Source organism: Pseudomonas sp. TMB3-21, assembly GCF_054898145.1.
Genome location: NZ_CM142718.1, coordinates 1534242 through 1556306, shown reverse-complemented (window position 1 = coordinate 1556306; position 22065 = coordinate 1534242). Strand labels below are relative to the sequence as shown.

Sequence of the window (22065 nt, the reverse complement as noted above, 5' to 3'; positions counted from 1 at the left end):
CGCATTTGCGCTGGCCTTTTTTTTAGCGCTATCAGTGCATTTCATGTTCATCGCGGACGACTGCTTCCGCTTGTTCCGTATCAGAAAGGGATGTGTCCCTCATGCTTGGCAGAAAGGACCTACATACCGCATATCCGGTGCTATTTATCCTACAGCCTTCTCCCACGCGCATGACTGTGGGGAGTCGTCTTAATGGAAATGGAACAGGGAGTGAGATATGCCAACACCGGCCTATATACAAATCCGTGGCTATAAGCAGGGATTGATCACCGCAGGGGCATCTACGGCCGAATCGATTGGGAACATCTATCAAGAAGGCCACGAAGATGAAGTGATGGTTCAGGCATTCAGCCATCAAATCATCATTCCCAGGGACCCCCAATCCGGCCAAGCCACCGGCCAACGTGTGCATAAGCCCTTAATGATTTCTAAGGTCTTCGATAAAGCTTCTCCGTTAATTTTGAATGCTTTAACAAGTGGAGAAGTGTTGGAAGTCTGCCGGATAGATTGGTATCGAACGGCTACTACGGGCAACCAGGAGCTTTACTACAGCATTGAGCTCGAAGACGCAGTTATTGTAGATGTACAATGCAGAATGCCGCATTGCCAGGACCCGAACATGGGTCATTTCACGCATCTCGAAGACGTATATTTCACGTACCGAAAAATCACTTGGACTCACGAAGTCTGCGGTACGTCCGGATCTGATGACTGGCGCGCTCCGATTAAAATCTGAATCCAGAGCTCAATCGCAAACACAAAAAAACCGGCTATATCAGCCGGTTTTTTTACATCTAAAAAAAACTTATGCACCTTTTCAGGTTTTTTATGATCGCTTTAAATATGTATTAATATCATGCAGTTACAGTGATTTAATCCAGCTTTATGGCAGAACAGTACACAGGTTATCCACAAATTTCAGACAGCGATTTGATCAGACGATACCGGAGCCTGAGGCATTGGCGGTATCGACCCCATCTCCCGCTGCATTTGTTCATTCCACGCCTGAACCCGATCATTAAGTGCAGCAATGGCCCGCGGACCGCTACCCTCGGCATACATCGGTTCGCCAATAATGACAGTGATCACGCCCTGCTTCTTCGCCCAACCACTTTTAGGCCAAAACTTGCCAGCATTGTGCGCAATCGGCAGCACGGGGAGGTCGGCATTCACGGCCAACGCTGTTCCACCACGAGAGAACTTGCCAACAGTGCCGTACGGGACACGCGTACCCTCAGGAAAGATCAGCACCCAGACGCCGTCCTTGAGCAATTCATCGCCCTTCTTCGCCACATGCTTGAGCGCCGATTTCGGGTTATCGCGATCAATAGCAATCGGCCGCAACATCGCCATGGCCCAGCCGAAAAACGGCACAAACAGTAACGAGCGCTTCAGCACCTGGCTTAATGGCTGAAAGTAAGCTGAAAGAAAAAACGTTTCCCAAGTGCTCTGGTGATTAGACTGAATCACGCACGGTCGGTCAGGCACATTTTCGGCGCCTTTGATCTCATAGCTGATGCCCAGGAAAACCTTGCTCAGCCACAGCGCACAGCGGCACCAGTAAACATTGATAAAACGGTAGCGCGCCTTGAATGGCAGAAAAGGCGCGATAAAAAAGCTCAGGCTGCACCAGAGCAAAGAGCTGGTGCCCAGCAGCAGGTAAAAGAGGAAGGTTCTGATGGCCTGCAGTATCGACATGGTGACGTTTACCGTTGCGGGCTCTGCCCGTCTATATAAAGCGCAATCCCGATCAATCCTTGGTCAGGAATCTCGAAAACGCTCTAATTGTGGATAAGTTCTGCGGCAATCGCCGCTAGATCATCAAAAATCAGTGTGCCTGCCGGAAGGGTCTTGCCCATGGTCTTTTCGCCTTTTCCGGTCTTCACTAAAACTGGCTGTGAATCGACGGCTTTGGCAGCCTCCAGGTCACCAAGGCTATCGCCGACGAACCAGATACCGTTCAGCGGCACTTCATAATGCGCGGCGATGGTTTTCAGCATCCCCGGTTTTGGTTTGCGGCAATCGCAACCGTCGTCCGGCCCATGCGGACAGTAGATGATCAGCCCGACTTCACCGCCCTGCTCCGCCACCAGCGCACGCAAACGCTGGTGCATGGCATCCAGGGTCGCGAGATTGTAGTAACCGCGCGCGATGCCCGACTGGTTGGTCGCCACAGCCACCGTCCAGCCGGCCTTGCTCAACTGCGCGATGGCCTCGATCGAGCCGGGGAGCGGATTCCACTCCTCCACCGACTTGATGTAAGCGTCGGAGTCGTAATTGATGACTCCATCCCGATCGAGAATCAGCAGTTTCAAACAGTCTCACCCCAGCAGCGAAATATCGGCGACGCCGAGGAACAAGCCACGTAGACGCGCCAGCAGCGCGTAGCGATTGGCGCGGACGTTGGCATCTTCGGCGTTGACCATCACCGCTTCGAAGAACGCGTCGACCGGCTCGCGCAATGCAGCCAGGCGCGCTAACGACTCGCTGTACTGACGCGCAGCCGCCATCGGTTGCACGGCTTGATCGGCCTGTTGAATCGCCGAATACAGGGAGAACTCGTTGGCGTTGTCGAAGTACTTGGCTTCCACGACGGCGGGAACGTTGCCCTCAACCTTGCTCAACAAGTTCGAAACCCGCTTGTTGACTGCGGCGAGCGCAGCGGCTTCCGGCAACTTGCGGAACGCTTCGACCGCTTGCACACGCTGATCGAAGTCCAGCGCAGAGCCGGGCTTCAACGCACGCACCGACAGATAGGTGCCAACATCGACGCCCTCGTCTTCGTAACGGGCGCGCAGACGATCGAAGATGAATTCCAGCACCGCCTCGTTGAGGCCGGCCGACTTCACCTTGGTACCGAACGCCTGCACTGCAAATGCCACGGCGTCGTTCAGGTCGAGGTCGAGCTTCTTGTCGATCAGGATGCGCAACACCCCCAGCGCTGCACGACGCAGGGCATACGGGTCTTTGCTGCCGGTAGGCAACATGCCTATACCGAAAATGCCCACCAACGTGTCGAGCTTGTCGGCGATGGCCACGGCGGCACCGGTCAAGGTCGTAGGCAGCTCGGCACCGGCGCCGCGCGGCATGTATTGCTCATTCAGCGCCAGCGCGACTTCTTGCGGCTCGCCGTCGTTAAGGGCGTAGTAGTAACCGGCGACGCCTTGCATCTCCGGGAACTCGCCGACCATTTCGGTCGACAGGTCGCACTTGGAGAGCAGGCCGGCGCGGGTTGCCCACGCGGCGTTGCCACCAATGCGCTGAGCGATGAACGCGGCCAGTCTGGAAACGCGCTCGGCCTTGTCGTAGACGCTGCCGAGTTTTTCCTGGAACACCACGTTCTGCAGGCGCAGGTTGAAGGTTTCGAGTTTCTGCTTCTTGTCTTGCTTGAAGAAGAACTCGGCATCGGTGAGGCGTGGGCGAACCACTTTCTCATTACCCGCGATGATCTGTTGCGGGTCTTTGCTTTCGATGTTGGCCACGGTAATGAAACGAGGCAGCAACTTGCCGTCCGCATCCAGCAGGCAGAAATACTTCTGATTGTCCTGCATGGTGGTGATCAGCGCTTCTTGCGGCACATCGAGGAAACGTTCCTCAAACGAGCACACCAGTGGCACCGGCCATTCGACCAGCGCGGTCACTTCATCCAGCAACGCAGGCGGAACGATCGCGGTCCCTTCCTGCAGGGTTGCCAGTTCTTCAGTGCGCTTGCTGATCAGTGCGCGACGCTCGCTGGCATCGGCCAGCACGTAGGCGGCACGCAGGTCGCTGAGGTAATTGGCCGGCGAAGTAATGCGCACGCTTTCAGGATGATGGAAGCGGTGACCACGGGAGTCGCGACCAGACTTCTGCGCAAGGATTGTGCAGTCGATGACCTGGTCACCCAGCAGCATGACCAGCCACTGAGTCGGGCGGACGAACTCTTCCTTGCGCGCGCCCCAGCGCATGCGCTTGGGGATCGGCAGGTCGTTCAGGGAATCTTCGACGATGGTCGGCATCAGGCTCGCGGTCGGCTTGCCGGCAATGCTCTGGCTGTAACGCAGTTTCGGTCCGCTCTGATCGATTTCGCTCAGGTCGACGCCGCATTTCTTGGCGAAGCCCAAGGCTGCTTGCGTTGGATTGCCATCGGCATCGAACGCGGCCTGACGCGGCGGGCCATCGAGATTGATGCTGCGATCCGGCTGCTGAGTGGCCAGCGCCGTAATCAATACAGCCAGACGACGAGGCGCGGCGTAGACGGTTTTCGTCTCGTAGTTCAGGCCGGCAGCCTGCAGGCCTTTGTCGATCCCGGCAAGGAACGCATCGGCCAGGGTGTTGAGGGCTTTGGGTGGCAGTTCTTCGGTGCCCAGTTCAACCAGAAAATCTTGAGCACTCATTGTGCAGCCTCCAGCTTGGCCAGTACTTCATCACGCAGGTCCGGGGTCGCCATCGGGAAGCCCAGCTTGGCGCGCGCCAGCAGGTAGGCTTGCGCAACGGAACGCGCCAGGGTGCGCACGCGCAGGATGTATTGCTGACGCGCAGTCACGGAAATTGCCCGGCGCGCATCCAGCAGGTTGAAGGTATGGGACGCCTTCAGGACCATTTCGTAGCTCGGCAGCGGCAATGGCTGGTCGAGTTCGATCAGGCGCTTGGCTTCGCTTTCGTAGAAGTCGAACAGTTCGAACAGCTTCTCGACGTTGGCGTGCTCGAAGTTGTAGGTCGACTGCTCCACTTCGTTCTGGTGGAACACATCGCCGTAGGTCACTTTGCCCATCGGGCCGTCAGCCCAGACCAGGTCGTAGACCGAATCCACACCTTGCAGGTACATGGCCAGACGCTCGAGACCGTAAGTGATCTCGCCGGTTACCGGGTAGCATTCGATGCCGCCTGCTTGCTGGAAGTAGGTGAACTGCGTCACTTCCATGCCGTTGAGCCAGACTTCCCAGCCCAGACCCCAGGCGCCCAGTGTCGGCGATTCCCAGTTGTCTTCGACGAAGCGGATGTCGTGGACCAATGGGTCCAGGCCCACGTGCTTGAGCGAGCCCAGGTACAGTTCCTGGAAGTTGTCCGGGTTCGGCTTCAGGACTACCTGGAACTGATAGTAGTGCTGCAGACGGTTCGGGTTTTCGCCGTAGCGGCCGTCAGTCGGGCGACGACTGGGCTGCACATAAGCGGCGTTCCAGGTTTCCGGGCCAATGGCGCGCAGAAACGTGGCAGTGTGGAAAGTGCCGGCGCCTACTTCCATATCGTAGGGCTGAAGTACCACGCAACCTTGCTCGGCCCAGTATTGCTGGAGGGCGAGGATCAAGTCTTGGAAGGTACGCACGGCTGGCGTAGGCTGGCTCACGAAATTCACCTGTTTCTTGGGCTGCGATTTAAAGAGCGGGAGTATACCCGATTCGTTCCTGCGCACGCCCCCTGGAGCCTTATGCCACGCTGCTTTTGGTGCACTGAAGATCCGCTGTACATGGCTTATCACGATCAGGAGTGGGGCACGCCGCTACGCGATGCGCAGGGTTTGTTCGAGTTGCTTTTGCTCGAAGGGTTCCAGGCCGGGCTTTCCTGGATCACCGTGCTGCGTAAACGTGAGCGTTATCGCCAGGTGCTGTTCGGCTTTGACGTACAACGCGTGGCGCAGATGAGCGATGCGGAAATAGAAGAATTGATGCTCGATCCGGGAATCATCCGCAATCGGCTCAAACTCAATGCGGCCCGGCGCAATGCGCAGGCCTGGCTGGCGCTGGAAGACCCGGTGAAATTCCTCTGGTCGTTCGTCGGCGGCCAGACAGTGATCAACCACTTCAAGGATCGCAGCGAGGTGCCGGCCGTTACGCCGGTCGCCGTGGAGATGAGCAAAGGCCTGAAAAAGGCCGGTTTCACGTTCGTCGGTCCGACCATTTGTTACGCGTTGATGCAGGCATCGGGCATGGTCATGGATCACACCCAGGATTGCGATCGTTACGCGGCGCTGGCGAACGGTGGTTAGAATAGCCGCCTCGCACAGCACAAGATCAGGAGTGACCTGTGGAAAAGTTTAAAGGCGCCTTGCTGGTTGGCGCTCTTCGGCTGTTTGCCTTGCTGCCTTGGCGCGCAGTGCAGGCCGTGGGCTCGGCGATTGGCTGGGTCATGTGGAAAACCCCGAATCGGTCCCGCGACGTCGTGCGGATCAATCTCTCCAAATGCTTTCCGGAAATGGACCCGGCAGAGCGCGAACGGCTGGTCGGTCAGAGCCTGAAAGACATCGGCAAGTCCCTGACCGAGAGCGCCTGCGCGTGGATCTGGCCAGCGCAACGTTCCATCGATCTGGTGCGCGAAGTCGAAGGCCTCGACGTGTTGAAGGAGGCCCTCGCCTCCGGCAAAGGCGTGGTCGGCATCACCAGTCACTTGGGCAATTGGGAGGTGTTGAACCACTTCTATTGCAGTCAGTGCAAACCGATCATCTTTTACCGTCCACCGAAGTTGAAAGCGGTGGATGACTTGTTGCGCAAGCAGCGCGTGCAGCTAGGCAACAAAGTCGCGGCGTCGACCAAGGAAGGCATTCTCAGCGTCATCAAGGAAGTGCGCAAAGGGGGGGCGGTGGGCATTCCCGCTGACCCTGAGCCGTCCGAATCGGCTGGCATCTTCGTGCCGTTCTTCGCGACCCAGGCACTGACCAGCAAATTTGTCCCGAACATGCTGGCGGGCGGTAAAGCGGTGGGTGTGTTTCTGCATGCGCTGCGTCTGCCCGACGGTTCAGGCTACAAAGTGATTCTCGAAGCGGCGCCGGACGCGATGTACAGTACCGATACCGAAACGTCGTGCGCGGCCATGAGCAAAGTGGTTGAGCGCTATGTGCGGGCCTATCCGAGCCAGTACATGTGGAGCATGAAGCGCTTCAAGAAACGTCCGCCGGGTGAAGAACGCTGGTACTGATCCGGTTGTGGATAACTTAGTAGGAGCTGGCGCAGCCTGCGATCTTTTGATTCTGATTTAAAAAGAACTAAAGATCGCAGGCTGCGCCAGCTCCTACAAAAGCTCTACTGGCGATCGAGCTTCTTCAAAAACACTGTCATTTCCTTTTCCGCCTGCTTGTCGCCGTGGGCGCGGGCGGCTTCCAGACCTTTCTGCCATGCATCGCGTGCCGCTGGAGAATCCGCCAGTGCCAGACGAGCTTTGCCCAACAGCTTCCATGCCGCTGAATATTTGGGATCGAACTCAACGCAGCGCTGGAAGTGTTCGGCGGCCTTGGCATTGTCCCCCAGATCTAGATAACCCTTGCCAAGGCCGAAGCGCAGCAATGAGTTATCCACACCCTTGGCGAGCATTTTTTCCAGGGATTCGAGCATTTTGCACCTCTCTTCAGACAGCGATCGTTTCCACGCTGAGCATGGCAACGATCTGGTTACGAGATCAGAAAAAGCTCAAACCCACGTGGAACAATTTCTCCACATCACGAATATGCTTTTTATCCACAAGGAAAAGAATCACATGGTCACCCGCCGCGATCACCGTATTGTCGTGCGCAATGATCACTTCTTCATCGCGGATGATTGCACCAATCGTGGTGCCCGGTGGCAGGCCGATGTTCTCGATGGCCTTGCCAATCACCTTGCTTGATTTTTCGTCACCATGGGCAATGGCCTCGATGGCTTCCGCCGCACCGCGACGCAACGAGTGCACGCTGACGATGTCACCGCGCCGCACGTGTGCGAGCAAGGTACCGATGGTCGCCAGTTGCGGGCTGATGGCGATGTCGATGTCGCCGCCCTGAATCAGGTCGACATAGGCCGGGTTGTTGATGATCGTCATCACCTTCTTCGCGCCCAGGCGCTTGGCCAGCAGCGACGACATGATGTTGGCTTCGTCATCGTTGGTCAGCGCGAGGAAGATATCGGCGTCGGCAATATTCTCTTCCATCAGCAAATCACGGTCAGAAGCACTGCCCTGCAACACCACGGTGCTGTCAAGGGTGTCCGAGAGGTGACGGCAGCGTGCCGGGTTCATCTCGATGATTTTCACCTGATAACGGCTTTCGATGGCTTCGGCCAGACGCTCGCCAATCTGTCCACCGCCGGCGATGACGATGCGTTTATAGGTTTCGTCGAGGCGGCGCATTTCGCTCATCACTGCTCGGATGTTCGCTTTGGCGGCGATGAAGAACACTTCGTCGTCCGCTTCGATCACCGTATCGCCTTGGGGCAGAATCGGCCGGTCACGGCGGAAGATCGCGGCGACGCGGGTTTCGACGTTCGGCATGTGCTCACGCAATTGACGCAACTGCTGACCCACCAGCGGTCCACCGTAATACGCCTTCACCGCCACCAGTTGCGCTTTGCCTTCGGCGAAATCGATCACTTGCAGCGCACCGGGGTGCTGAATCAGGCGCTTGATGTAATTGGTCACGACCTGTTCCGGGCTGATCAGCACATCGACCGGTATCGCTTCGTTGTCGAACAGTTCGGAGCGCGTGAGGTACGAGGCTTCGCGAACCCGCGCGATCTTGGTCGGCGTGTGAAACAGGGTATGGGCGACCTGACACGCGACCATGTTGGTCTCGTCACTGTTGGTCACGGCCACGAGCATGTCGGCATCATCCGCGCCGGCCTGGCGCAGCACCGTCGGCAGTGAGCCGCGCCCCTGCACGGTGCGGATGTCGAGACGATCACCGAGGTCGCGCAGGCGTTCGCCGTCCGTATCGACCACGGTGATGTCGTTCGCTTCGCTGGCCAAGTGTTCCGCCAGCGAACCGCCGACCTGCCCTGCGCCAAGGATGATGATTTTCATCCGTTCACTCCCTTAAACCGGTTAACCGCGCGCGGCGGCGATCTTGATCAGCTTGGCGTAATAAAACCCGTCATGGCCGCCTTCCTGGGCCAGCAACTGGCGCCCGTGCGGCTGCTTGATGCCGGCGGTCGTTGCGAGATCCAGGTCCCGGGCACCCGGAGTGCGAGCCAGGAAGGCTTCGATGACTTTGGTGTTTTCCGTCGGCAATGTGGAGCATGTTGCGTAGAGCAGGATGCCGCCGACTTCCAGTGTTATCCACAGCGCGTCGAGCAACTCGCCTTGCAACACCGCCAGCGCAGCGATGTCGTCCGGTTGGCGGGTCAACTTGATGTCCGGGTGGCGGCGGATCACGCCGGTCGCCGAACACGGCGCGTCGAGCAGGATGCGTTGGAATGGCTTGCCGTCCCACCAGGAGGCGGTGTCGCGACCGTCGGCGGCGATCAGTTCGGCGCTCAGGCGCAGCCGTGCAAGGTTTTCTCGCACGCGCACCAGACGCTTGGCCTCCAGGTCCACGGCGACGACGCCGGCCAGTGCAGGCTCGGCTTCCAGAATGTGACAGGTCTTGCCGCCCGGTGCGCAGCAAGCGTCCAGGACGAGCTGGCCCGGCGCGAGGTCGAGCAGATCGGCGGCCAGCTGCGCCGCTTCGTCCTGCACGCTGATCCAGCCTTCGGCGAAACCAGGCAGGCTGCGCACGTCGGCAGCGGCGTCGAGAATGATGCCGTCCGGACTGTAGACGCAAGGCGTGGCGGCAATGCCGGCGTCAGTCAGCAGGCCGAGATAGGCATCGCGACCGTGGTGTCGACGGTTGACTCGCAGAATCATCGGCGGATGCGCATTGTTCGCCGCACAAATGGCTTCCCACTGCTCAGGCCAGAACGCCTTGAGGGATTTTTGCAGCCAGCGCGGGTGGGCGGTGCGTACCACCGGGTCGTGTTCCAGTTCGGCGAGCAGTGTTTCGCTTTCACGCTGGGCGCGACGCAGCACGGCGTTGAGCAACGCCTTGGCCCACGGCTTTTTCAGCTTGTCGGCACAACCGACGGTTTCGCCGATAGCGGCGTGCGCCGGCACACGGGTGTAGAGCAACTGGTACAGGCCGACCAGCAGCAGCGCCTCGACATCGGCGTCCGCAGCCTTGAAGGGTTTCTGCAGCAACTTGGCCGCCAGCGCCGACAAACGCGGCTGCCAGCGGGCCGTGCCGAAGGCCAGATCCTGAGTGAAGCCGCGATCGCGGTCTTCAACCTTGTCCATTTGCGTGGGCAACGAACTGTTGAGGGAGGCTTTTCCGTTAAGTACAGCAGCCAGTGCCTTGGCGGCAGCCAGACGCGGGTTCATCGAGCGTCCGCCGTTTGCCCAAGAACAGTGCCTACTGCGAATTTCTCACGACGGCTGTTGAACAGATCGCTGAAATTCAACGCCTTGCCACCGGGCAGTTGCACGCGCGTCAGGCACAGCGCTTGCTCACCGCAGGCGACGATCAAGCCGTCCTTGCTGGCGCCGAGGATTTCACCCGGCGCGCCCTGCCCTTCAGCCAGGCTCGCGGCCAGCACTTTCAACGCTTCGCCGTTGAGCGTGCTGTGGGTGATCGGCCATGGGTTAAAGGCGCGGACCAGACGCTCCAGTTCAACTGCCGGGCGACTCCAGTCGATGCGCGCTTCGTCCTTGTTCAATTTATGTGCGTAGGTGGCGAGGCTGTCGTCCTGCACTTCGCCTGTCAGCGTCCCGGCGGCGAGGCCGGCGATGGCTTCTAGCACTGCGGGCGGACCGATCTCGGCCAAACGGTCATGCAAACTGCCGCCGGTGTCTTCAGTGCTGATCGGCGTGGCCACTTTGAGCAGCATTGGCCCGGTGTCGAGGCCCAGTTCCATGCACATCACGGTGACACCACTTTCAGCGTCACCCGCTTCGACCGCACGCTGGATCGGCGCTGCACCGCGCCAACGCGGCAACAACGACGCGTGACTGTTGATGCAACCCAGGCGCGGAATATCCAGCACCACCTGCGGCAGGATCAGACCGTAGGCGACCACCACCAGCAAATCCGGCTTCAGCGCAGCCAGCTCCGCTTGCGCGTCTTCATTGCGTAGCGTGGGCGGTTGCATGACCGGAAGGTTGTTTTCCAGAGCGAGTTGTTTAACCGGGCTTGGCATCAGCTTTTGCCCACGGCCCGCCGGGCGGTCCGGCTGGGTGTAGACCGCGACGATCTCGTAAGGGCTGGCGAGCAGGGCCTTGAGGTGTTCGGCGGCGAACTCCGGGGTGCCGGCGAAAACGATGCGCAGTGGCTCAGTCATGGAAACTCTCTATTACAAAGCAGTCGCAAAAGAAAAAGGCTTGCCGCAGCAAGCCTTTGCAAAGGAGGGCATCAAGCGTTCTGGCGGTGGAGCTTTTCCAGTTTTTTCTTGATTCGGTCGCGTTTGAGATTGGACAGGTAATCGACGAACAATTTGCCGTTGAGGTGATCGCATTCGTGCTGGATGCACACGGCGAGCAGGCCTTCGGCGATCATTTCATAGGGCTTGCCGTCGCGGTCCAGCGCCTTGATCCTGACCTTCTGCGGGCGGTCGACGTTTTCGTAGAAACCCGGTACCGAGAGGCAGCCTTCCTGATATTGCTCCATCTCGTCGGTCAGCGTTTCGAACTCGGGGTTGATGAACACCCGCGGCTCGCTGCGATCTTCGGAGAGGTCCATCACGACGATACGTTTGTGCACGTTGACCTGGGTCGCGGCGAGGCCGATGCCTGGCGCTTCATACATTGTTTCAAACATATCATCGACCAACTGACGCACTTCGTCGTCCACTACGGCCACAGGTTTGGCGATAGTGCGCAGACGCGAGTCGGGAAATTCGAGGATGTCTAAAATGGCCATAAGCGTATTTGCTGCACGTGTGAGGTAAAGTCGGGTCGATGGCCTGGCGGGTCCGAAGATGCCGGCTACCGTTGTGAAACGAATCTCCCCCTTCCTTTCATGAAGCCTTTTCAGCAAAGTCTTCCCTGAAAAAAGCCAGGAGCGAGCCACGAAGGCTCTGGCGTTTCACGCGAACGCACATAATAAAGGGATTCACCGCATGAGGAAATCACTACTCGCCCTGCTCCTTCTGGCTTTGGCCGGTTTTGCGCATGGGCAAGTGCAGCTCAGGGAAGGTTTTCCACAGCAATACACGGTGGTTACCGGGGACACACTCTGGGACATTTCGGGAAAATTCCTCCGTGAGCCGTGGAAATGGCCGGAGCTGTGGCAGGTCAATCCACAGATCGAAAACCCCAATTTGATCTACCCTGGCGACTTGCTGACGCTGGTCTATGTCAATGGTCAGCCCCGTCTGACGCTGGGTCGCGGGGCTTCCAGGGGTACGATCAAGCTTTCGCCGAGGGTGCGTAGTTCGCCGGTGGCCGATGCCATCCCGAGCATCCCGCTGAAGTCGATCAACAGCTTCCTGCTGAGCAACCGCATCGTCGACAAGGTCGAAGATTTCGATCAGGCGCCTTACATCGTCGCTGGCGATGCCGAACGGGTGCTCAGCGGTACCGGTGATCGAATTTTTGCGCGCGGTCAATTTGATCCGGCTCAACCGGTCTATGGCATCTTCCGCCAGGGCAAGGTTTACACCGACCCGCAGACCAAGGAATTCCTCGGCATCAACGCTGACGACATCGGCGGCGGTGAAATCGTTGCCACCGAAGGTGATGTGGCGACGTTGGCGCTGCAGCGCACCACACAGGAAGTACGGCTTGGCGACCGCTTGTTCAGCAGTGAAGAACGCTCGATCAATTCGACCTTCATGCCCAGCGCGCCCAAGACTGATATCGACGGCCTGATCATTGACGTGCCGCGCGGCGTAACGCAGATCGGGGCGCTGGACGTGGTCACGCTGAACAAGGGGCAGCGCGACGGGCTCGCCGAGGGCAACGTGCTGGTGGTGATGAAAACCGGCGAAACCGTGCGAGACCGCATCACCGGTCAGCCGGTGAAAATTCCCGATGAACGCGCCGGTCTGCTGATGGTTTTTCGCACCTACGACAAGCTCAGTTACGGTTTGATATTGAACGCTTCACGCTCGTTGGCAGTGCTGGATAAGGTGCGAAATCCTTAGCCAGCTTCACAAGTTACCAACAGAGTTATCCACAGCTTGTTCCCGTTGGAACGGGGCTTTTAATGATCAAGGATGATCCATGTCGCTGCCTGCTTTTGCACCGGTCTCCCCTGCGGAGCTGGAAGCCCGTTTACGTCTGCATCGTTTGCCGGAACTGGGTCCGGCGCGTTTCAAGAAACTGCTGGAAGCCTTCGGCTCAGCGTCCAGCGCCATCGCTGCACCTGCCAGCGCCTGGCGTGCTTTGGGCTTGCCCCTGGCGTGTTCAGAGGCCAGGCGATCAAGTGAAGTCCGCGACGGTGCCAGTCACGCTTTGGCCTGGCTAGAGCGTCTCGACCAGCATTTACTGATGTGGGACCAGCCGGACTACCCCGCGTTGCTGGCGGAAATAAGCGACGCGCCGCCGCTGGTATTCGTAGCCGGTGACCCCGGAATTCTGGAAAAACCACAACTGGCAATGGTGGGCAGCCGCAGTGCATCGCGTCCCGGCATGGACACGGCGGCGGCTTTTTCGCGCAGCCTTGCCAGCGCCGGTTTTGTCATTACCAGCGGCCTCGCGCTGGGGATCGATGCCGCCGCGCACCAGGCTGCTTTGGACGTTGGCGGGCAAACGGTAGGGGTACTTGGCACGGGACTTGAAAAGTTTTATCCACAGCGCAATCGGCGCCTGGCCGACGCGATGATTGCGTCCGGTAGCGCAGTGCTTTCCGAGTTCCCGCTGGACGCCGGGCCAAGCGCCAGCAACTTTCCCCGGCGCAACCGCATCATCAGCGGTTTGTCCCTGGGTGTACTGGTGGTCGAGGCCAGTGTGGCCAGCGGCTCGTTGATCACGGCGAGGCTGGCGGCGGAACAGGGTCGTGAGGTGTATGCGATTCCGGGATCGATCCATCATCCCGGTGCTCGCGGGTGTCACCAGTTGATTCGCGACGGTGCGGTGCTGGTCGAAACCATCGAGCATATCCTCGAGGCCTTGCGCGGCTGGCAGCAGTTGCCGCTGTGCCTTGACGCGCCGACAGTCAGCCATCCTTTGCTTGAGCTGTTGCATGCCGCACCCCATACGAGTCAGGCGTTGGCAGACAGCAGCAGTTGGTCGTTGCCAAAAGTGTTGGCGGCGTTGACCGAGCTGGAGATGGATGGCCGCGCCGTCTGTGAAAACGGGCGCTGGTTTGCGCGGGTGAGCTAGGTTTTACGAGGAAGATCGGTAAACTGCGCAAAGCCTAATTCCGGAGAGTTTTTCATGGTCAACAGTTGGCGTGTGCAACAAGCCGCGCAAGCCATTCGCGCAGGGGCGGTGATTGCCTATCCAACCGAAGCGGTGTGGGGCCTGGGTTGCGACCCATGGGATGAAGAAGCGGTGGAACGCCTGTTGCTGATCAAGGGCCGGGCCGTGGATAAAGGCCTGATTCTGGTTGCCGACAACATTCGCCAGTTCGACTTCCTGTTCGACGACTTCCCTGAGTTGTGGATGGACCGCATGGCCAGCACTTGGCCGGGGCCGAATACCTGGCTGGTGCCGCATCAGAATATGCTGCCGCAGTGGATCACCGGGGTGCATGAAACGGTGGCGTTACGGGTCAGCGATCATCCGTTGGTGCGCGACTTGTGCGCGGTGGTTGGGCCGTTGGTGTCGACCTCGGCAAATCCACAAGGCCGGCCGGCGGCGCGCACGCGAATTCGCGTGGAACAGTATTTCCGTGGGCAGATCGATTTGGTGCTCGGCGGCAATCTGGGCGGTCGCAAGAACCCGAGTGTGATCCGCGATCTGGCGACCGGGAACGTAATTCGCCCGGATTGAGACCGAGGTGGCCCCATTCGCGAGAAAGGCCGCTCCCACAGTAGATCTTCGGTGAGCACAGATTCTGTGTTCAACAATAATCGAGGGTGGGAGCGGGCTTGCTCGCGAAGAGGCCCTTGTAGACACCCCAAATCTCAAGGCAACAAGATGGTCGAGCCCGTCGTGCGCCGCGCCGACAACTCGGTCTGCGCCTTCGCCGCTTCCGCCAGTGAGTATCGCTGGCTGATATCCACCTTCAACTTGCCGCTGCTGATCATCTCGAACAGCTCATCGGCCATGCGCTGCAGATTCTCGGCATTGTTGGCGTAGGTTGCCAAGGTCGGCCGAGTGACGTACAGCGAGCCTTTCGCTGCCAGAATCCCCAGGTTCACACCGTCAACGGCGCCTGACGCATTGCCGAAACTCACCAGCAGACCACGCGGTGCAACACTGTCGAGCGACGTCAGCCATGTGTCTTTGCCGACGCCGTCGTACACCACCGGTACTTTTTTGCCGTCAGTCAATTCCAGCACGCGTTGTGCAACGTTTTCATGGCTGTAATCAATGGTCGCCCAGGCGCCATTGGCTTTGGCCAGTGCAGCTTTTTCCGCCGAGCTGACCGTACCGATCAGGTTTACCCCCAAGGCTTTGGCCCATTGGCACGCCAGCGAACCGACACCCCCAGCGGCGGCGTGGAACAGAACCGTTTCGCCACCCTTGAGTTCATAAGTCTGACGCAGCAGGTACTGCACGGTCAGGCCCTTAAGCATCACCCCGGCGGCCTGCTCGAAGCTGATCGCGTCTGGCAGGTGCACCAGATTGGCTTCCGGCAGAACGTGAACATCGCTGTAGGCGCCCAACGGACCGCTCCCATAAGCGACGCGATCACCGGCCTTGAAGCGGGTCACTTCGCTGCCCACTGCGTCCACCACGCCCGCGCCTTCCGCGCCCAGTCCCGACGGCAGCGCCGGCGGCGGATAGAGACCGCTGCGGTAATACGTGTCGATGAAGTTCAGGCCAACGGCCTTGTTACTCACGCGGACCTGCTGCGGGGCGGGCTCGGCGGGTTGGTAATCGACATACTCGAGCACTTCGGGGCCGCCGTGTGCGCGGAACTGGATACGCTTTGCCATCAACACTCTCCCTGGGTGGTTTTGCGAAGTACTCTATCGGACTCCTAAGCTTGATCTTCGTCAACTGCGGTGAAACAGGCTGCAGTGTTATCCTCTGCAGCAATTTGCCGCCGGCAGTAGTGTCGCGCAGCTTTGCCCGATTCAAGGTGATGACATGACGACCCGCACCGAGGCCGTGAAAGCCTACCTGCTCGACCTGCAAGATCGCATTTGCGCTGCGCTGGAAGCCGAAGACGGCGGCACGCAGTTCGTTGAAGACGCCTGGACCCGACCGGCTGGCGGTGGCGGTCGCACCCGTGTGCTGGAAAACGGCGCGCTGATCGAAAAGGGCGGCGTCAACTTTTCCCACGTATTTGGCAGCGGTCTCCCACCGTCCGCCAGCGCCCATCGACCCGAACTGGCCGGGCGCGGCTTTGAAGCGCTGGGCGTTTCGTTGGTGATTCATCCGCACAACCCGCATGTGCCTACGTCCCACGCGAATGTGCGCTTTTTCATCGCCGAGAAAGAGGGTGAAGAACCGGTCTGGTGGTTCGGCGGCGGCTTCGACCTGACGCCTTATTACGGCGTTGAAGAAGATTGCGTGCACTGGCACCGCGTCGCCGAGCAGGCCTGCGCGCCGTTCGGCCCGGATGTGTATTCGCGCTACAAAGCCTGGTGCGACAGCTATTTCCACATCAAGCATCGCCACGAACCGCGCGGCATCGGCGGTCTGTTTTTCGATGACCTGAATGAATGGAACTTCGACACCAGTTTCGCCTTCATGCGCGCCATCGGTGACGCTTTCATCGACGCTTATCTGCCGATCGTGCAGCGCCGCAAGAACGACGCGTTCACCGCCAAACAGCGCGAGTTTCAAGAGTTTCGCCGCGGCCGCTACGTCGAATTCAACCTGGTTTATGACCGCGGCACGTTGTTCGGCCTGCAATCGGGCGGGCGTACCGAGTCGATCCTGATGTCGCTGCCGCCGCAGGTTCGCTGGGGTTACGACTGGAAAGCCGAGCCCGGCAGCGAAGAAGCGCGCCTGACCGAGTATTTCCTGCAAGACCGCGACTGGTTGGCCGAAGCCTGAACGAGGAATACCGATGGACCGTTACGTTGTTTTCGGCAACCCGATTGGCCACAGCAAGTCGCCATTGATCCACCGTTTGTTCGCCGAGCAAACCGGGGAGAAACTGGATTACACCACCTCCCTGGTGCCTCTCGATGACTTTTCCGACTTCGTCCTGGCATTTTTTCGTGAAGGTCGTGGCGCAAACGTGACGGTGCCGTTCAAGGAACAGGCATATCGTCTGGCGCACAGCCTGACCGCTCGGGCGCAACGCGCCGGCGCAGTGAACACCCTGAGCAAACTCGCTGATGGCTCATTGCTGGGTGACAACACTGACGGCGCCGGACTGGTGCGCGACCTTACGGTCAACGCCGGTTTCAGCCTAACCGGCAAACGCATTCTGCTGCTGGGTGCCGGTGGCGCAGTGCGTGGTGCGCTGGAATCTTTACTGGCCGAGCGCCCTGCCTCGGTAATTATCGCTAATCGCACGGTAGAAAAAGCCGAGTTGCTGGCCGAGTTGTTCGCCGACCTTGGGCCGGTGTCGGCCAGCGGTTTCGATTGGTTGCAGGAGCCGGTCGACCTGATCATCAACGCAACCTCTGCCAGCCTGACCGGTGACGTGCCGCCGATAGCCAGCAGCCTGATCCAGGCAGGTGAGACGGTGTGCTACGACATGATGTACGGCAAAGAGCCGACTTCGTTCTGCCGTTGGACGGCACAGCATGGCGCCGCCGTGGCGATGGATGGCTTGGGGATGCTCGCTGAGCAAGCGGCAGAAGCCTTCTTCCTGTGGCGCGGTGTGCGCCCGGACACGGCGGCGGTGCTGGCCGAACTGCGCCGCCAGCTCGCCGCATAAATCTTGTAGGAGCCGGCTTGCTGGCGATAAGAACTGCATGAGTTCCGTAGGAGCCGGCTTGCTGGCGATGAAAACGCCGCGGTGATTCAGACAGACCGAGTTGGCGCTGATCGCCGGCAAGCCGGCTCCTACAAAGTCGCTCTCAATCCTCAAACCGGATCGGGCATTTCTCCGCGCCTTCCAGCTTTCTTAATTCCTCGATTACCGGCGGCCGCGCGCCGCGCAAGGTCAGGCTGCGACCCTGCTTGCGCAATCGCCGTGCTTCCTGATGCAGCATTTCCACACCCGAATAATCGATGAAGTTGATCTGCTGCGCCTCGATCACCACGCGCTCGGCGTGCATCCGTTGCAGGCGCACCTGCAGATAATGGCTGGCGCCGAAGAAGATCGAGCCGCCGACGCGCAGGACATCTTCATCACCATTGCGCCAATGCTGTACCCGGGGTTGCGAGGTGCGTTTCAGATAGAAAAACAACGACGCCAGCACACCCGCGTAGATCGCTGTCTGCAATTCCAGCAGCAGCGTGGCTATACAGGTCAGTGCCATGACCACGAATTCGGCGCGACTGACCCGCCATAAGGCGCGGATGCCGCGATGATCAATCAATCCCCAAGCGATCAACAGAATGCTGCCCGCCATGGCCGGGATCGGAATGTGCGCGATCAGCTTCGCCCCGAATATCGCAAACAGGGCGACCCACAACGCGGAAAAAACCCCGGCCAACGGCGAACAGGCCCCTGCTTCGTAGCTCAGCCCCGAACGCGTGAAGGAGCCGGCGGACAATGAGCCGGAAAAAAATGCGCCGACGATGTTCGATAAACCCTGCGCGCGGACTTCCTGATTCGCATCGAGCATCTGTTGCGAACGAGCGGACAGCGAGCGGGCAATTGACAGACTGGTCACCAGCCCGAGCATGCCGACGGCCACGGCACTGGGCAGCAGGCGCAGGATCAGGTCAAGGTCCAGCGGCAGCGGACTGAACGGCGGCAGGCGCCCGACAAAGGCGCTGACCAGGTGCACATGGCCGAACATCGAAGGCCACAGCCACACCAACAGCCCGCTTAAAACCAACGTTATCAACAAGGTCGGCCAGCGAGGCAGCAGCATTTTCAACGTCATGCCAACCACCACCGTTGCCACGCCCAGTAGCAGCGAGGGCTGGTCTGCTTCACCGAGGTGATGAAAGAGCATCATGAAACTGTCCAGCGCGGTGGCCTGGTTCGGCACCTCCAGCCCCAGCAGATTCGGCATTTGCCCGATAGCTATCACCACGGCCGCCCCGAGGGTGAAGCCCAGCACCACCGAATGTGAGACGAAATTCACCAGAGCGCCGAAACGCAACAGGCCGAGTAGCCACTGGAAAATGCCCGCCAGGAGGGTCAGCAGCAGTATCAAGGTGACGTAGTCCTGCGAGGCGGGCACGGCCAACGGGCTGACGCTGGCGTACAGGACAATCGAAATGGCTGCCGTCGGACCGCAGATCAGATGCCACGATGAACCCCAAAGGCAGGCAATCAGTACCGGAACGATTGCTGCGTACAAGCCGTATTCCGGTGGAAGACCGGCAATCAGGGCGTAGGCAATGGATTGCGGTAACGCGAGGATCGCGCCGCTAAGGCCGACGATCAGGTCTCGACCGACACTGGCGCGAGTCTGCCGTGGCATCCACCTGAGGAATGGAAACAGTGAATGGCGGCTGGGTAAGGCCATGGGTCCTCTCAGGCTGGAGTTTTGCGCAAGGGTAACAGGAGCAGATAATGGCAGGTGCGAGCTTGCTTGCGAAAAACCTGATGGCGCCTTAGGGCACCAGGCTTCCGGCGTTATCGTTAACGCCCATCGCGAGCAGGCTCGCTCCCACAGGAATCACAGGGTGATTCTCAGGTGAATCAGAGTTTGGCTTTCACCGCCGCCAAAGCCTCTTTCCCGTCAATGGTCTTCACGCCATCCAGCCACTTGTCCAGCACTGCCGGATTCGCCTTGATCCACGCCTTGGCGGCCTGGGCATTGGTGACTTTCTTGTTCACCACCTCAGCCATGATGCTGTTCTCCATGTCCTGAGTGAAACTCAGGTTGGTGAGCAGTTTGCCGACGTTCGGGCAGGCCTCTGCATAACCTTTGCGGGTTAACGTGTGGACGCTGCCGGTGTCACCGAAATACTTCTCCCCGCCCTTCAGATAATGCATTTTCAACTGCACGTTCATCGGGTGCGGCGTCCAGCCGAGGAAGGTCACGAATTTCTGCTTCTTCACCGCACGCGAGACTTCGGCCAGCATGGCTTGCTCGCTGGACTCGACCAGTTTCCACTGACCCATGTCGAAGTCATTCTTCTTGATGATTTCCTGCAGCGAGATATTCGCCGGTGCGCCAGAGCCAATGCCGTAGATCTTCTTGTCGAACTTGTCAGCGAATTTGTTCAGGTCGGCAAAGTTATGCACACCCGCGTCCCAGACATAATCCGGCACCGCCAAGGTGAATTCGGTGCCGTCCAGATTCTTCGCCAGCTGCGTGACATCGCCGGTGGCGACAAACTTGTCGTAGAAGCCTTGCTGCGCTGGCATCCAGTTACCCAGGAACACATCCACCTGACCATCCTTGAGCCCGCCAAAGGTAATCGGCACGGCGAGCGTGTCGACTTTGGCCTTGTAGCCCATGCCGTCCAGCAGAAACCCGGTGATGGCGTTGGTCGCGGCAATGTCACTCCAGCCAGGATCCGCCATCTTCACCGTCTCGCAGCTTTGCTCGGCAAATGCCGATGCGCTGCCGAGCGCCAGTAGCCCGACCGTCAGTACTGTGGATAACTTTTGCATGGACTTCCCCTTAACATTATTGGTTTTGGCAGGGTTGTGGATAACGTGCTTTGCGCTCCAGATCATCCAGATCGATGTGGTTGCGCATGTATTGCTGACTGGCGTCCACCAGCGGCTGGTGATCCCAGCTCTTCAGCTTGCCGACCGTCAGTGCCTCGGCGACGAAACGCCGGCGACGCTGGCTGGCGAGCACCTGTTGATGAATCGCCGGGATATCCCATTTGGCCCGTGCTTCGGCCAGAAACTCTTCGAACAATGGGCGATGCTGCGGCGACTGGCTCAGTTCTTCCTGTTCGCGCGGGTCGTTGTGCACATCAAAGAGTAGGCAAGGGTCGTCTTCGCTGTAGATGAATTTGTAAGCACCACGGCGAATCATCATCAGCGGGCTGATGGTGCCTTCGGCCATGTACTCGCCGAACACCTCATCGTGGCCGCCCTGACCTTGCAGATGCGAGACCAGCGATCGGCCATCCAGCGGCAGGCCGGGCTCCAGCGAACCGCCGGCCAGTTCGACGAACGTAGGCAACAGATCCGCGGTCGAGACGGCAGCACTCACTCGGCCGGCGCCGAATTGTCCCGGTGCACTGATCAGCAGCGGCACGCGTGCGGCCATCTCGAACCAATGCATTTTGTACCAGAGCCCACGCTCGCCGAGCATATCGCCGTGATCACCGGAGAAGACGATGATGGTGTCATCAATCAGGCCTGTATCCTCGAGCGTTTGAAGGAGTTTGCCAACGTTGCTGTCGATATAGCTGCACGCGCCGAAGTAGGCGCGGCGGGCATCGCGGATCTTATCCACAGGCAGCGACTTGTCCCACAAGTCGTAAACTTTGAGCAGACGCTGCGAGTGTGGATCGAGGTCGGCCTGGGCCGGCGTTTCAGGCATCGGAATGTCGGCGTCGTCGTACATATCCCAGAAAGGCTTGGGAATCGTGTACGGATCGTGCGGGTGAGTCATCGATACCGTGAGGCAAAACGGCTGATCGCCGTCTTCGCGAATATGGTCGAACAGATATTGCTGGGCCTTGAACACCACTTCTTCATCGAAATCCAGCTGATTGGTGCGCACGCAGGGACCGGCCTGCAACACCGACGACATGTTGTGAAACCAGGTCGGGCGCACATCGGGCTCGTCCCAATTCACCGACCAGCCATAGTCGGCCGGGTAGATATCGCTGGTCAGGCGCTCTTCATAACCGTGCAATTGGTCCGGACCGCAGAAGTGCATCTTGCCCGACAGCGCGGTGCGGTAACCGAGGCGCCGCAGGTAATGTGCATACGTCGGCACGTCGGCAGGAAAGTCGGCGGCGTTGTCGTAGGCGCCAATTTTGCTCGGCAGCTGACCGCTGACCAAGGTAAAGCGCGAAGGCGCGCACAATGGGCTGTTGCAATAAGCGGCGTCGAACACCACACCTTCGGCGGCGAGGCGGCTGAGATTGGGCAGTTTGATAGGCGAAGGGCCGTAGAACGGCAACATTGGCGCGGCCATTTGATCGGCCATGATGAAAAGAATATTTTTGCGCTTCATGTGATCGCGGCATTCCATAGTGAATATTTATGCGAGAGTGCTGCGACCGAGCATGGAGTCCATATACTTTGTGGTAAAGCCCATG

General features: G+C 59.2%; 21 protein-coding genes. 8 read left to right on the top strand and 13 right to left on the bottom strand.

Annotated features, from left to right (window positions below):
- The first annotated feature begins 217 nt into the window (after positions 1 to 217).
- Positions 218 to 736 carry an Hcp family type VI secretion system effector gene (locus ACYZTS_RS07230; RefSeq protein ID WP_461995022.1) on the top strand — a complete coding sequence of 173 codons (519 nt, stop codon included), beginning with the start codon at positions 218 to 220 and terminating at the stop codon, positions 734 to 736.
- 182 nt (positions 737 to 918) lie between these two features.
- Here the strand turns inward: ACYZTS_RS07230 and ACYZTS_RS07225 are convergent, their stop codons facing one another.
- The 4 genes from ACYZTS_RS07225 to glyQ all read right to left on the bottom strand — a co-directional run bounded on the left by ACYZTS_RS07225 (position 919) and on the right by glyQ (position 5326).
- Positions 919 to 1698: a lysophospholipid acyltransferase family protein gene (locus tag ACYZTS_RS07225; RefSeq protein ID WP_028620337.1), complete on the bottom strand. Its 780-nt coding sequence runs from the start codon at positions 1696 to 1698 to the stop codon at positions 919 to 921.
- Positions 1699 to 1781: 83 nt separating this feature from the next.
- Positions 1782 to 2315, bottom strand: a complete 534-nt coding sequence (gene gmhB / locus ACYZTS_RS07220; RefSeq protein WP_461995020.1) for a D-glycero-beta-D-manno-heptose 1,7-bisphosphate 7-phosphatase — start codon at positions 2313 to 2315, stop codon at positions 1782 to 1784.
- A gap of 6 nt (positions 2316 to 2321) precedes the next feature.
- Positions 2322 to 4376: a glycine--tRNA ligase subunit beta gene (glyS, locus tag ACYZTS_RS07215; RefSeq protein WP_461995018.1), complete on the bottom strand. Its 2055-nt coding sequence runs from the start codon at positions 4374 to 4376 to the stop codon at positions 2322 to 2324.
- On the bottom strand, positions 4373 to 5326 hold the full coding sequence (gene glyQ, locus ACYZTS_RS07210) for a glycine--tRNA ligase subunit alpha (RefSeq protein WP_008155694.1): 954 nt from the start codon (positions 5324 to 5326) through the stop codon (positions 4373 to 4375). Before glyQ ends, glyS begins: the two co-directional genes overlap by 4 nt.
- A gap of 81 nt (positions 5327 to 5407) precedes the next feature.
- Between glyQ and tag the strand changes: the two genes are divergently transcribed.
- Complete coding sequence (gene tag, locus ACYZTS_RS07205) at positions 5408 to 5965, top strand: DNA-3-methyladenine glycosylase I (RefSeq protein ID WP_461995016.1); 558 nt, start codon at positions 5408 to 5410, stop codon at positions 5963 to 5965.
- Positions 5966 to 6003: 38 nt separating this feature from the next.
- Positions 6004 to 6891, top strand: coding sequence for a lysophospholipid acyltransferase (locus ACYZTS_RS07200; RefSeq protein ID WP_028620341.1), 888 nt, complete (start codon positions 6004 to 6006; stop codon positions 6889 to 6891).
- Positions 6892 to 6995: 104 nt separating this feature from the next.
- Here the strand turns inward: ACYZTS_RS07200 and ACYZTS_RS07195 are convergent, their stop codons facing one another.
- From ACYZTS_RS07195 to def, 5 genes are all read right to left on the bottom strand, one after another.
- Positions 6996 to 7304 (bottom strand): tetratricopeptide repeat protein, encoded by a 309-nt coding sequence (locus tag ACYZTS_RS07195; protein WP_461995013.1) that lies wholly within the window; start codon positions 7302 to 7304, stop codon positions 6996 to 6998.
- Between the two features lie 64 nt (positions 7305 to 7368).
- Complete coding sequence (gene trkA, locus ACYZTS_RS07190) at positions 7369 to 8742, bottom strand: Trk system potassium transporter TrkA (protein ID WP_461995011.1); 1374 nt, start codon at positions 8740 to 8742, stop codon at positions 7369 to 7371.
- A 21-nt stretch (positions 8743 to 8763) separates the two neighbouring features.
- On the bottom strand, positions 8764 to 10074 hold the full coding sequence (gene rsmB / locus ACYZTS_RS07185; protein ID WP_461995009.1) for a 16S rRNA (cytosine(967)-C(5))-methyltransferase RsmB: 1311 nt from the start codon (positions 10072 to 10074) through the stop codon (positions 8764 to 8766).
- Positions 10071 to 11030 (bottom strand): methionyl-tRNA formyltransferase, encoded by a 960-nt coding sequence (fmt, locus tag ACYZTS_RS07180; protein ID WP_461995007.1) that lies wholly within the window; start codon positions 11028 to 11030, stop codon positions 10071 to 10073. Before fmt ends, rsmB begins: the two co-directional genes overlap by 4 nt.
- 71 nt (positions 11031 to 11101) lie before the next feature.
- Positions 11102 to 11608, bottom strand: coding sequence for a peptide deformylase (def, locus tag ACYZTS_RS07175; protein ID WP_028620346.1), 507 nt, complete (start codon positions 11606 to 11608; stop codon positions 11102 to 11104).
- A gap of 199 nt (positions 11609 to 11807) precedes the next feature.
- On the opposite strand from def, the gene ACYZTS_RS07170 reads away from it, so the two are divergent.
- The 3 genes from ACYZTS_RS07170 (at position 11808) to ACYZTS_RS07160 (ending at position 14625) form a co-directional block, all read left to right on the top strand.
- Complete coding sequence (locus tag ACYZTS_RS07170) at positions 11808 to 12833, top strand: LysM peptidoglycan-binding domain-containing protein (protein WP_461995006.1); 1026 nt, start codon at positions 11808 to 11810, stop codon at positions 12831 to 12833.
- A gap of 79 nt (positions 12834 to 12912) precedes the next feature.
- Positions 12913 to 14013, top strand: coding sequence for a DNA-processing protein DprA (dprA, locus tag ACYZTS_RS07165; protein WP_461995004.1), 1101 nt, complete (start codon positions 12913 to 12915; stop codon positions 14011 to 14013).
- Between the two features lie 54 nt (positions 14014 to 14067).
- Complete coding sequence (locus ACYZTS_RS07160; protein ID WP_028620349.1) at positions 14068 to 14625, top strand: L-threonylcarbamoyladenylate synthase type 1 TsaC; 558 nt, start codon at positions 14068 to 14070, stop codon at positions 14623 to 14625.
- 134 nt (positions 14626 to 14759) lie between these two features.
- Here ACYZTS_RS07160 and ACYZTS_RS07155 read toward each other — a convergent pair whose 3' ends face one another.
- Positions 14760 to 15737 carry an NADPH:quinone reductase gene (locus ACYZTS_RS07155; RefSeq protein ID WP_461995002.1) on the bottom strand — a complete coding sequence of 326 codons (978 nt, stop codon included), beginning with the start codon at positions 15735 to 15737 and terminating at the stop codon, positions 14760 to 14762.
- A 154-nt stretch (positions 15738 to 15891) separates the two neighbouring features.
- On the opposite strand from ACYZTS_RS07155, the gene hemF reads away from it, so the two are divergent.
- Both hemF and aroE read left to right on the top strand, forming a co-directional pair.
- Complete coding sequence (gene hemF / locus ACYZTS_RS07150) at positions 15892 to 16806, top strand: oxygen-dependent coproporphyrinogen oxidase (protein WP_028620351.1); 915 nt, start codon at positions 15892 to 15894, stop codon at positions 16804 to 16806.
- 13 nt (positions 16807 to 16819) lie between these two features.
- Complete coding sequence (gene aroE / locus ACYZTS_RS07145) at positions 16820 to 17641, top strand: shikimate dehydrogenase (protein ID WP_461995000.1); 822 nt, start codon at positions 16820 to 16822, stop codon at positions 17639 to 17641.
- 142 nt (positions 17642 to 17783) lie between these two features.
- Here aroE and ACYZTS_RS07140 read toward each other — a convergent pair whose 3' ends face one another.
- From ACYZTS_RS07140 to betC, 3 genes are all read right to left on the bottom strand, one after another.
- Positions 17784 to 19352 (bottom strand): SulP family inorganic anion transporter, encoded by a 1569-nt coding sequence (locus ACYZTS_RS07140; protein ID WP_461994998.1) that lies wholly within the window; start codon positions 19350 to 19352, stop codon positions 17784 to 17786.
- A gap of 176 nt (positions 19353 to 19528) precedes the next feature.
- On the bottom strand, positions 19529 to 20449 hold the full coding sequence (gene choX / locus ACYZTS_RS07135) for a choline ABC transporter substrate-binding protein (protein WP_461994996.1): 921 nt from the start codon (positions 20447 to 20449) through the stop codon (positions 19529 to 19531).
- A 16-nt stretch (positions 20450 to 20465) separates the two neighbouring features.
- Positions 20466 to 21980, bottom strand: a complete 1515-nt coding sequence (gene betC / locus ACYZTS_RS07130; protein WP_461994994.1) for a choline-sulfatase — start codon at positions 21978 to 21980, stop codon at positions 20466 to 20468.
- Positions 21981 to 22065: the final 85 nt, after the last annotated feature.